Origin of the sequence: Cryptosporangium aurantiacum (assembly GCF_900143005.1) — a bacterium.
Taxonomy (GTDB): Bacteria; Actinomycetota; Actinomycetes; order Mycobacteriales; family Cryptosporangiaceae; genus Cryptosporangium; species Cryptosporangium aurantiacum.
This window is the reverse complement of record NZ_FRCS01000014.1, coordinates 113926-125179: the sequence shown is the minus strand read 5'-3', so window position 1 is coordinate 125179 and position 11254 is coordinate 113926. Positions and strand designations below refer to the sequence as shown.

The following is an 11254-nucleotide window of genomic DNA, read 5'->3' as shown; positions in this document are numbered from 1 at the left end:
CACTGCCCACCGTCGGCCCCAGCCGATGCTGCTCCTCCAGCGCCGGAACCGTCGTCATGCGCCGCTGCGCCATCTCGGTCAGGAATCCCCGCACGTCGTTGAGCGAGTAGCCCACGCGGGCGGCGTCCGCGCCGGCCCGTGGGACCGAGCAGATCTCCATCGCGGGCCAGGCCGAACCAAGCCACTGTGGATAAGTCTCGAAGCATGAAAAGCGGATCGGTCCTGGTATAGCAGGACCGATCCGCTTCATCGGGCTGGGGAAACTACGCAGCGTTGGAGAGATCCTTCACCGCGGTCTTCGGGTCACCGTCGGCGGCCTTCGCCAGCTCCGGCACCAGGACGTCGAGCGCGTAGAGCAGCGCGTCCGGGCCGCTGTACGAGAGCGCACCGGCCAGCGGCGTGTCGAAGCTCGTGTAGAGCGTCCGGTCCTCGCTGACGACCTTCAGACGGGCGAACACCGGCCGCTTCAGCATGTCGGCCTTGGTCGCGCCGTTGATGAACAGGATGTCCTTCTCGAGGACGTCCAGCCGCTCCTCGCTCAGCTCGTCCTTCTCCTGCTGCACCTTGAAGCCGAGCGCGTCGAACAGCGCCCGCCGCGGGTCGTTCGCGCCGATCAGCCAGTGCGCACCGTTCTCCGGCCCGTAGTCCACGACGAGCGTCTTCCCGGCGAACTCCGGGTGCTCTTCCTTCGCCTTGGCGATCGCGTCCTGGACTTCCTTCACCCGGTCCTGCGCCTCCTGCTCGAGGCCCAGCGCCTTACCGGTGGTCAGCGTCTGCACGTCCCACGGCGTCTGCTCGTCCGGGTACTCCTTGGACTGGATCACGGTCGGCGCGATCGCGGTGAGCTTGTCGTACGTCTCCTGGTTGATCGTCTCCCAGATCGCCAGGATCAGATCCGGCTTCTGCTTGATGATCGCCTCGTAGTTGATCTCGGCGGAGAACGTCGGCACGGCCTTGCCGTCGGTCTTCGCCTTCACCCACGGGTAGTTCGAGTACTCCTCGAACCACTCCCGGGTCGCGACCGGAACGACGCCCAGCGCCAGTACGAAGTCCTGATCGTTCCACCCGACGGTGACGACCCGGGTCGGCTTCTTCTCGATCTTCGTCGAGCCGAACTTGTGCTCGATCGTCACCGGGAAGGCGGACGACGCCGATGCGGACGACGACGTTTCGGCACCGTCGTCATCGGACGAGCACGCAGCCAGGCCGGTGGCCAGCAGCAGACCGGCGGCGATGCCGGCGGCCGCGCGTAACCAGCGAGGTCTGGGAGGGAACGGGCCAGGGCGAGTCATCTGCGCTCCTTGTCGTGACGGGACCCCGACGTGCACCGCAGCCACGAAGGGGGGTGCGCGGCTGGGAAGCGGACTGAGGTTAGCATTACCTAAATCCGCTGGATACCAGCCGGATACCGGGTTCTCTGCTGCCGAACCGTGATGTTCCGTACGCGTGAAGGTTAGGCTAGGCTAACCTCGCTTCGGCCGGTCATCGGTGCTGCGATGGCCGGCCGCGCTGCCCCGATCCCTACCGGGAGGACGATTCATGCTGCGGACGCTCCTCGGAGGCAAGATTCATCGCGCCACCGTGACCCAGGCGAACCTGCACTACGTCGGCTCGATCACCGTCGACAGAACGCTGATGGACGCCGCCGGGCTGGTCGAGGGGGAGCAAGTCCATGTTGTCGACATCAACAACGGCGCACGGCTGATCACCTACGTCATCGAGGGGCCCGCCGACTCCGGCGTGATCGGCATCAACGGAGCGGCCGCCCGCCTGGTGTCGCCGGGAGATCTGGTGATCATCCTCTCGTTCGTCCAGGTCGACGCATCCGAACTGGAGTCGCACGAGGCCCGCATCGTCCACGTCGACGCCGAGAACCGCATCGTGGCACTCGGCAACGACCCGGCCGAGCCGGTGCCGGGCGCCCCCGACCAGATCGCCGGCACCGAGCTCGCCACCGTGTAGTGAGATTCTCCGCGCACTGATCGTCGTGGGCCGGACACCACACGAGGTGCCATGAAACACTTCCGCCGAGTGACGACGGCCGGGGGTGCGGGTGACCGAACTGCGGATCCGGGTGTTCGGTCGCGTCGATCTGCTGGTGGACGGTCAGCCGCTGCAGATCGCGCGGCAGGAAGCCACGGTGCTGGCGACGCTGGTCGCCGCGGCCGGACCGGTCCGGCGCGACCAACTGGTCGACGCGGTCTGGTCGGACGCCGACGCGCCCCGCGGTGACGGCCTCTCGCCGGTGGTGGCACGGCTCCGGAAGCGGCTGGCGGTCGGCAAGGTCGACATCGCGTTCGCGCGGGACCGGCGGACCTACGAGTTGGTCGGTCCGCTCGGCACTGGTGCGGAGTCGCTGGTGGACGCCGTCCGATTCGGACACCACGCCGCCGAGGGCGACCGGCTGGCCGCGCAGGGCCGTGACCTCGACGCGCGGGACGCCTACCTCGCCGCCACCGCCGAATGGACCGACGTCCCGTTCGCGCTGTTCGGCGACGACCTGCCCGAGCCGTGCCTGCGGCTGGCGCTCACGCTGCGGCGCCGGCGTGCCGATCTGGTCACGCACCTCGGCGAGGTCGGCCTGCGGCTCGGCCGCTACGACGTGCCCGGCGACCATCCGATCGTGGCCGGGGCCGATGACGCCGACGCGCTCTGGATGGTGCGTTTCCTCACCGTGCTCCGCGAAGCCGGTGGACCCGCCGCGGAAGGGCTGATCGACGCCCGGCGAGCCGTCCGCGGTTACGACGACGTCGCCACCCGCGCGTTCGACCTGCTCTCGCTGCACGAGTTCGGCTTCGACGTCCACCGCCCGCTGCGGATCGAGCCACGACCGACCGAGCGCGGCACGCCCGCCCGGCTGGTCGGCCGGGACGCGGAGCTGGCCGCGCTGGACGTCGTCCTGAATGCCGTCACGGCGGGTCGTCCCGCCGCGCTGACCGTGTCCGGGGTCGGTGGCGTCGGCAAGACCCGGTTGCTGGAGGAAGCCGGCAGGCTCGCCGACCGGCGCGGCGCCGCGGCGGTCAGCGTGACCTGCTACCCGTCCGGTGAGCTGCAGCCGTGGCGCCTGCTGGCGGGTGCGCTCTGGGCCCGCACCCGCCGCGACCCCTCGACCGGCCCCAGCCCGCTCGACCGCGGCACGCTCGTGGATTTTCTGTCCGCGATGGCGGGCGGCGAACGTCACCCGAGACAGTTGACTTCGGCGCTCAGCGCGCTGCTCCGGTCGGCCGCCCGGCCCCGCGGGCTGATCGTCGCGTTCGACAACGCCGACCTGCTCGCCCCGCGTGCCCTCGAACTGCTCGACGACGTCCGCGACGCGCTGGGCGACGCCGGCGTCGGGTTCATCCTGTCCGGACGCGACGAGGGCGCCTGGCAGGAGTGGCCCGGCGACGACCGGCGGGGAGCGCTGACCACACTGCGGCTCGGCGTGCTCGGCGCGGACGGCGTCCGGGAGTGGCTGGCCGATGCGCTCGGACGCGAGCCCACCGAGGACGAGGCACTGAACGCCTACCGCGCGACCGGCGGCCTGCCGATCCGGCTCGGTGACCTGGCTCCGTCCGCTCCGGACGACACTCCGCGAGTTACCCGTCGGATCGGGCAGCTCTCGGAGTGGCTGGCGGCGGCCGCGATCACCGGTCTGGACGAGGAGATCGACACCGGGCTCGTCGCCGAGATGCTCGGGCTCGACCCGGACGAGGCGGACCGGCACCAGGCCGCCGCGGTGGAGAGCCGGGCGATCGAGGGCCACGGACCGGTGCGGTTCCGGCACGCACTGTGGCGCGAGGAGGTGCTGACCGAGCTCGAGCAGCATCCCGCGCTGGCGCGGCGGTTACACCGCAGGGCGTTCGAGGTCCTGGACGCCCGGATCAAGTCGGCGCGCGTCCTCGACCAGGTCCTCTCGGTCCGGATCGCCCACCACGCCAGGGCCGCCGCGGTCGAGCTCACCGACGAACAGGTGGCGATCGCCTGCCTGGCCGCCGCCCAGGCCGAACAGCGCTCGTTCGCGCCGAAGGCCGCGATGGTCTGGGCCGAGGAGGGCCTGCGCCGGCGCTGCGCGCCGAAAACCCGCTTCGCGCTGCTGGTGACGCTCGGCGACGCGCGAAACGACACCGGCTATATGGACGAAGCGGGCCGCGACTATCTGGCCGCGTACGAGGTCGCCGACGAGTATCCGCGGCTGCGCGCGGTGGCCGCCGTCAAGATGGCGCGGCGCTGGTCGGATCCCGGCCGGGTCGACGTCCAGCTCACCCAGATCCTGCGCACCTGCCTGGTCGAGCTCGCGTCCGAACCGACCGACGACGAGGTCGCCGCGCTCGTCGGGCAGTTACAGGCGCACCTGGCGCACAAGACGGCGATGGCCGTCCCGGACGGCCGCACCGGTGCGGAGCTGGCCCACACCGCGCTCGACACCCTTTCGCCGGGCTGGGATCCGGCGATCCAGTGCGAGATCCTCACCGAGTGCCGGTGGGGGCTCTACGACACGCTGCCGCCGAGCGAGCTGGCGACGCTGGCCGGGCGGCTCTACGAGGCCGGCCTCCGGGCCAAGTCGTCGCACTTCCGCAGCGAAGGTCTGGTCGCGCTGGCGATCGACCGGATGCGGATGGGGCGGATCGGCGACACGCTCGCGGCCGTGGAGGAGTTCCGGCAGCACGTCCAGTTCAACCGCAGCCCGCTCAACGTCTGGCAGCTGGGTGTTCTGGAGACCGTGCTGGATCTGTGGCGGGGCCGGTTCGACGCAGCGGAAGCGCGCATCCTGGGGGAGTCGCTGCGGACCGTCCAGGAGCTGGAGAGCTCGCAGACGCTGCCGGCCAGCACGCTGCGGCAGACGTGGATGGGCCAGATGTACTGGCTGAGACACGAGCAGGGCCGGATGGAGGAGCTGTTCGGGCTGGGGCTCGCCGACCAGATGGACCAGCACGGCTTCTTCCCGATCTGGCAGGCGGGCCTGGTGCTGGCGCACGCCGAGACCGGACGCCACGACCGCGCGGCCGATCTGCTCACGGCGATGGTCCACGAGACCGATGACCTCCGAGCGTTACCACCGCACGGCTGGGCCGCGCCGACGCTCGGCATCCTCGCGGAGGCCTGCGCACTCCTCGCCGACAGCCCGGCGGCAGGCCCGGAGCTGACCGCGGTCGGCGGCACGCTGCACGCCCTGCTCACCCGTCACCTCGACGAGGTGCTCCTCGCCGGCTGGCCGACGGTGCTGATCGGACCCGCGGCACGCTTCGCCGGGGCGCTCGCACTCGTCGCCGGTAGACCGGACGAGGCACTGGACCAGCTCGGCGTCGCCGCCAGGCTGGTGTCGGCAGCCGCGCCCCAGCTCGCGCGCGTCCGCCTCGACCGGGCGCGGGCGTACCTGCTCCGCGACGGTCCGGGCGATCGCGACGACGCCGCGGCCCTGCTGCGCAAGGTCCTGACCGCTGCGGACGCCCTGGGCATGGCGGACGTGTCCGCGCGCGCCCGAGCGTTGCTCGGCCAGGTGTCGTAGTGCTCTCGTGAGGCAGGCTCCCTTCGCCGAATTTCCCGGCGGGGCCGTACCGGGGTCTACGGCGCCCCCTCCTCCGCCGCGAACCCCGGTACGGAGGCTCTCCGCCGGTGCGCACAGTGTGGTCGTTGAACCTTGCACGACCCTTGCACGCGACCTGCGCCCCGCCTTCAGACCCGGAATCCCCGCACGGAGTCGTTGAGAGCGCCCGCCGTCAGCGCGAGTTCCCGGGCGGCACCGGCGGCCTGAGCAGCGCTCGCGCTGGACTCGCCGGCGGTCGTCGAGACGTCGCCGACCGTCAGCGCGATGTGGTCGACGCCGGTCGCCGCCTGCCCGATGCTGCGGTTGATCTCCTGCGTCGTCGCGGTCTGTTCCTCCACTGCGGACGCCACCGTCGTCTGGTGTTCGTTGATCTGCTCGACGATCGAGCTGATCTGCGCCAGCGCCGCCGCGGCCTCGTCGCTGCTGGCCTGCATCGCGGCGATCTTGCTGCTGATCTCCTCGGTGGCCTTCGCGGTTGCCTGCGCGAGGTCCTTCACCTCGGTCGCGACCACCGCGAAGCCCTTGCCTGCCTCACCGGCGCGCGCGGCCTCGATCGTCGCGTTGAGCGCGAGCAGGTTCGTCTGCTCGGCGATGCTGTTGATCACCTTGACGACGTCGCCGACCTCGACGCTCGCGGCGCCGAGCGCGGCCACCGACGCGTTGGTCTGGGACGCGGTGGTGAGCGCCTGCTGCGCGACGTCGACGGCGCTCGCGGCGCTCCGGGAGATCTCCGCGATCGCCGCGCTCATCTGCTCGCTGGCCGCAGCCACCGTGCTGACGCTGGTCGCGACCTGATTGGCGGCCGCCGACGCGGTCTGCGAGCCGGACGCGGTCGTGGTCGCGCCTGCCTCGATCCGGGCCGCGACGTCGGAGAGTTCGTGCGACGCGGCGGTGACCCGCCCGGCCTGCTGGAGCACCTCGGCGACGCTGGCGCGCATCGACCGCAGCGTGCGCCGCAGTCCCTTGGCCATCATCCCGACCTCGTCGCGGGTGCCCGGGTCGGGGACCTCGGTGGTCAGGTCACCGGCGGCCATCCGGTCCAGCGCGGACCCGACCTCGCGGAGCGGACGGCTGATGCCGCGCGCGACCCAGAGCGCCAGCGCGAGCCCGATCACGATCGCGATGATCATTCCGGCCACCGAGATCGCCACCGCGCTGGCGTACCGGTCGTCGAGCTCGTCCGCCCGGGCCGACGCCTGGGCGCCCTCCGCTTCGCTGATCTTGGCCAGGGCGTCGGACGCCGTCGAGTACGGCTCGGCCGCCGCCCCGGTCTTGACGCTGTTGAACAAAGTCAGGTTGCCGGCCTTGGCCGCCGGAGTCATCTGCGCGTCGGCGACGTCGACGTACGACTGGAACGCGGTGGTGAAGTCGTCGACCAGCGAGGTAGAGGCGGCGTTCGGCCGGTACTCCGCGGCCAGGGACTGGATCTTGGCGACGTCCTCATCGAGTTCTTGGGCCTTCTCGGTGTTCTCGGCGCTGCCGGCCGGGAGCACCGCCATCGAGTTCTGGTCGGCGCGGTACTCGCGGAAGGCCTCGCGGATGTCGCCGACGACCTGCAACGGTAGGACGTTGTTCGTGTAGATGCTCTTGCCGACCGACCGGACCTCTCCGGCCTGCACGAGCGTGACCGCGGTCGCGATCGAGGCGACGGCCAGCGCGACCAGTACCGCGATCGTGATCTTCGCCCCGACCTTCAGGTCACCCCAGATGCGGCGACCACCCGCGGAATCCTCGACGGTTCCCGGCTGTCCCACGTCGTCCCCCAACGCTGGATAGGGATTGCACCTCTTCTCCCGTCGGCGCGGGTATCTGCGGTCTGAGTCGAAAATCGAGAGCGTTCGTCCGATCTAGGGGGCTACACCGGGTCCGGGCCGTTGCCGGTGCGGATCGCCAGCCGATCGAGGTAGCCGACCTGAGCGGTCACGACCACGGCGACCAGGACGAGGAGCACCGGTAGCGGCAGGATCAAGTCGAATCCCGCCACCGACTCCACCTTCTGACCCAGCGCCGCGGTCGTGGCCGCGAGCGTCGGCGCCGTCAGCTGCGTCGCCAGGGCGTCGCCGACCATCGCGGGCCAGAGCAAGTCCTGAGCGCCCAGTACCCAGTGGACCCCGACGGCGATCCCGACCAGCGGCAGCGCCGACCGCACCGGGGACGTTCGGGCACTCCGCCCGGAGAAGAACAGCGTGAACACCACCAGCGCCGGGATCGACAGCCAGACCGGCGGGACCAGGCCGAACCACGTGCCGACCTGGTCGGCGCCCTCGGCCCGGTCCCGGTGCGCGAACACCAGCGGCCCCACGCCGACGAACAGCCACGGCGCGAACAGCAGCAGCAGCCGGGGGCTCCGCTCGCCGATCGGGCGCAGAACGCCGAGCGCGAACCCCCCGACCGCCGCCACCAGCACACTCACCACGGCGGAGAGCAGCGGCGGCAACCAGGTGTTCACGAGGATCTCGGCGGCGGACAAGTTCCCGATGCCCCCGTCCTCGCCCAGCGTTCGCACCCAGGGCAGACCGGTCGCCACGACCACCGCCATCAACACCGGCAGAGTCAACGGCAGCGCGAGCCATCCGTCGGGGCGCGCCGGACCGGGCCGCGACCGCGGGGCGAACTCGATCCGGGTGCGAAATCTGAGCAACAGCCGGGTCGCGAGCACTCCCAGCGTCGTGACCGGGAGCAGTACGAGCAGCGAGACCTTCGGTTGGTTGTGCGGCTCGGCATCGACCGCGCCGCTCAGCAGGCTTGCCGGGCCGATCAACAGGTTTTCCGGGTCAGGTGGCGGGACGGGGGTGACGGCCCAGACCAGGAACGGAGCGTTGAAGCTCTGGATCGCTGCGGCCACCACGGCGAGCGCCAGCACTCCGCCGACGACGTACGCCGGACGGTGCCACCGACGCCGGTGGGCAACGTCCTCCTCGGTCTCCCGGAACGCCGCGAGGTAGAACGTGACCGCGACGGCGAGGACCACCCCCGCCGAGCTCGCTGCGGCCGTGAGGTAGAGCGACGGTTCTCGATCGGTGGCCACGAATGCCCACGCGAGCAGATGCGCGACCGGGGCGTAACCGGCCAGCGGCACCGAGATCAGCACCCGCGTGAGCAGCCGGCCACCCCGCCCGGCTGCCTGCGCCGCGAACGCTAGCAGCGGCGCGACCAGCAAGGCGAGAAAGAGTGGCGTTGCGGCGAGCAGCAGCGCGCGTCCGAGGTTCTCCGAGTAGGACAGGTGGAGGGTGTAGTCGAGGTTGTCCAGTTTCAGCCGATCCGTGGGTGGATCGGGTTCGGTGTAGGGAAAGTCGTCCACGCGCATCGTGAGGTTGCCGATCGTCGTTCCGGTCGGGATGACGTACGTCCAGACCAGCGCGACGAGTGCCGGGGCCAGCAGCAACCAGCCGAGACGCTTGCGGCTCACCGTCCACACGCTAGTACCGGCGCTGGGCGCCGCCGTACCGTGGTGCCGTGACCCTCATCTCCGTGATGCTGGCAGTACCCGACGCCGCCGAGGCATCCGCGTGGTACCAGGAGGCCCTCGGCGCGACCGAGTTGTGGAGTCTCGGCTCGGTCATCGGCCTGGAGATCCACGGCGCCCCATTCTTTCTCGCTCAACCGGAGAACAACCGCTGGGACACCCCGGCCGACCTGCACGGAACGACAACGCGGGTCGAGGTGTTCCTCGACGACCCGGACGCACTGTTGAACGCGGCAGCCGCTGCGGGAGCCGACTACCACGATCCGGTGAGAAACCATCAAACGCTCTGGGGCACACACCGGCAGGGCGGCTTCTTCGATCCGTTCGGCCACCACTGGCTGGTCGGCGACAAGTCCCCACTGCAACGGCACCCCTGAGCCGAACGCTAGACACGTCCGGCGTGAATGCCGTCGAGAAGTACCCGTAGGTATCGATCGAGGCGATCGGTCGGATTCTCACTGATTCTCAGGGCGAACGCGGTGCCGCAGACCAGGCGGTGCAGGTCGTCCTCGGTGAGGTCGGGGCGCAGGGAACCCGCCTGTTGCGCGCGCTCGAGCACCGTGCGAGTCGATGCCCTGAACTGCTCACGATGAGCGGTCGTGCCCGCGGCAGCGTCCTGATCCGGGCTGGTCGAGATCACCTCGGTGAACGCGGGGTCGGTCAATTGGGCCAGGAGTAGAGCGCGCAGCAGAACCTCGACTCCGGTCCAGGCAACGTCGTGCCGGCTCGCGCTGTGAGCCTCTTCGACCAGCGTGGTGAACGAGCTGTCGGCAAGCGCCTCGACGAGGGCCCGGCGGGTGGGGAAATGTCGGTAGACCGTCCCGACGCCCACCCCTGCCCGACGGGCGATGTCGTTGAGCTGCAGAGCCAGGTCGCCCTCGGCCATCGCGCTGCGGGCTGTCGCCAGCACGTGGTCACGGTTGCGGGCGGCGTCGGCGCGAAGGGGCGGGCTCACCGCGCCATCCTACCTAACCGGATTGACAATCCGTTTCGGTTACCATTCAATCGGATAGGTAATCCGTTTAGCCCGGGAGAACTCATGGAACACGCCGCGGACTGGTCCCTCGCCGACCTCACCGACCAGGCCGGCCGCACCTTCGTCGTCACCGGCGCCAGCAGCGGCCTCGGCGCGGCGATCACCCGCCACCTCGCCGCACACGGTGCTCGAGTAATCATGGCGGTCCGGAACACCGCGAAGGCCGGGCAGGTCCGCGACCAACTGATCGCCGATCATCCGGCCGCCGACCTGCAGATCCGTCACCTGGACCTGCTCGACCTCGACACCGTGCACGCGTTCGCCGCCGGCCTGCGCACCGACGCCGTTCCCGTCGACGCGCTGATCAACAACGGCGGCATCGGTAACGTGCCGCGACGGCTCAGCCCGCAAGGCGTCGAAAGCCAGCTGGCGACCAACCACCTCGGCCACTTCACCCTCACCGCCCTGCTGCTGGACCGGCTGAGCGCGGGACGCAACCCCGTCGTGGTGACAGTCGGCTCCGGTCTCTACCGCATCGGCCACCTCGACCTCGACGACCTCGCCGCCGACCGCGGCTACTCACCCGGCCGCGCCTACGCCAGGTCCAAACTCGCCAACGTGCTGTTCGCCCTCGAGCTCGACCGGCGGCTACGCGACGCCGGATCGCCAGTACGCAGCCTGCTGGCCCATCCCGGTATGACCAGGACCCAACTCGACCGCGACGCGCCGCCACTGGACCGCGCCGTCGGCGCGGTACTGGGCATCTTCCTGCGCCGGCCCATCGACGAAGCCGTGGCCCCGATCCTCTACGCCGCCACCGAGACCGCTGCCCCCACCGGTCGCCACATCGGCCCGGGTCGGCCTTTCGGCCCCGCCCGGCCCACCTTCGAGAAACTCTCCGGTTCAGCGACCGACTTGGCTCTCGCGCGAGAGCTGTGGGCACGATCCGCGGCGATCACCGGAATCGACTTCGCGCCCACGATGACAGGAAGGCCGCCGGGCTCATGAGCCGAGCCCGCTCGTCGACGTCACCAGGGCAGGTCCGGATCGGCATGCCCGTCGCGGCGTGTGCGACGTAGGAGCGCCTCGTCCAGCCCGTCGACGATCACTCGGAGTTCTCGGGAAGCTGCCGGCGGCAGAGATCGGAGCGTCACCTCGAGTACGTCCCTCGCCCATTCCGCTCCGCAGCAGGTGCAGGCGAACTCGGCCTCCGACCGTCGCCAGCGCGTCTGGACGCCGTGCACGTGCGCTGTCCAGACGCGTAGGGCGGCGCAGACCTTGCCTG

Annotated in this window: 8 protein-coding genes; 4 read left to right on the top strand and 4 right to left on the bottom strand. The window is 70.6% G+C overall.

The features are described 5' to 3' along the window. Positions 1–263: 263 nt before the first annotated feature. A complete protein-coding gene (locus BUB75_RS34155) occupies positions 264–1292 on the bottom strand; it encodes an ABC transporter substrate-binding protein (RefSeq protein ID WP_073263123.1) in 1029 nt (342 codons plus the stop codon). A gap of 247 nt (positions 1293–1539) precedes the next feature. Here BUB75_RS34155 and panD point away from each other — a divergent pair, with 247 nt between their 5' ends. Beyond that, positions 1540–1962, top strand: a complete 423-nt coding sequence (gene panD, locus BUB75_RS34150) for an aspartate 1-decarboxylase (protein WP_073263121.1) — start codon at positions 1540–1542, stop codon at positions 1960–1962. 91 nt (positions 1963–2053) lie between these two features. Beyond that, positions 2054–5488, top strand: coding sequence for an AAA family ATPase (locus BUB75_RS34145; RefSeq protein WP_178380052.1), 3435 nt, complete (start codon positions 2054–2056; stop codon positions 5486–5488). A 167-nt stretch (positions 5489–5655) separates the two neighbouring features. Here the strand turns inward: BUB75_RS34145 and BUB75_RS34140 are convergent, their stop codons facing one another. Together BUB75_RS34140 and BUB75_RS34135 are read right to left on the bottom strand one after the other, a co-directional pair. After that, positions 5656–7281 (bottom strand): methyl-accepting chemotaxis protein, encoded by a 1626-nt coding sequence (locus tag BUB75_RS34140; protein WP_143175595.1) that lies wholly within the window; start codon positions 7279–7281, stop codon positions 5656–5658. Between the two features lie 101 nt (positions 7282–7382). Next, positions 7383–8936 (bottom strand): hypothetical protein, encoded by a 1554-nt coding sequence (locus tag BUB75_RS34135; RefSeq protein WP_143175594.1) that lies wholly within the window; start codon positions 8934–8936, stop codon positions 7383–7385. Positions 8937–8983: 47 nt separating this feature from the next. Here BUB75_RS34135 and BUB75_RS34130 point away from each other — a divergent pair, with 47 nt between their 5' ends. Further along, positions 8984–9370 (top strand): VOC family protein, encoded by a 387-nt coding sequence (locus BUB75_RS34130; RefSeq protein WP_073263115.1) that lies wholly within the window; start codon positions 8984–8986, stop codon positions 9368–9370. An 8-nt stretch (positions 9371–9378) separates the two neighbouring features. Here BUB75_RS34130 and BUB75_RS34125 read toward each other — a convergent pair whose 3' ends face one another. Continuing rightward, positions 9379–9948, bottom strand: coding sequence for a TetR/AcrR family transcriptional regulator (locus tag BUB75_RS34125; RefSeq protein WP_073263113.1), 570 nt, complete (start codon positions 9946–9948; stop codon positions 9379–9381). On the opposite strand from BUB75_RS34125, the gene BUB75_RS34120 reads away from it, so the two are divergent. After that, the gene (locus BUB75_RS34120) at positions 9904–10977 is read left to right on the top strand and encodes an SDR family NAD(P)-dependent oxidoreductase (protein WP_218617939.1); all 1074 of its coding nucleotides are present in this window, start codon (positions 9904–9906) and stop codon (positions 10975–10977) included. The genes BUB75_RS34125 and BUB75_RS34120 overlap by 45 nt on opposite strands. Positions 10978–11254: the final 277 nt, after the last annotated feature.

Coding starts and splice junctions, on each gene's coding strand:
- BUB75_RS34155 (WP_073263123.1), bottom strand. CDS start 1,292: ATGACTCGCCCTGGCCCGTTCCCTCCCAGACCTCGCTGGTTACGCGCG.
- panD (WP_073263121.1), top strand. CDS start 1,540: ATGCTGCGGACGCTCCTCGGAGGCAAGATTCATCGCGCCACCGTGACC.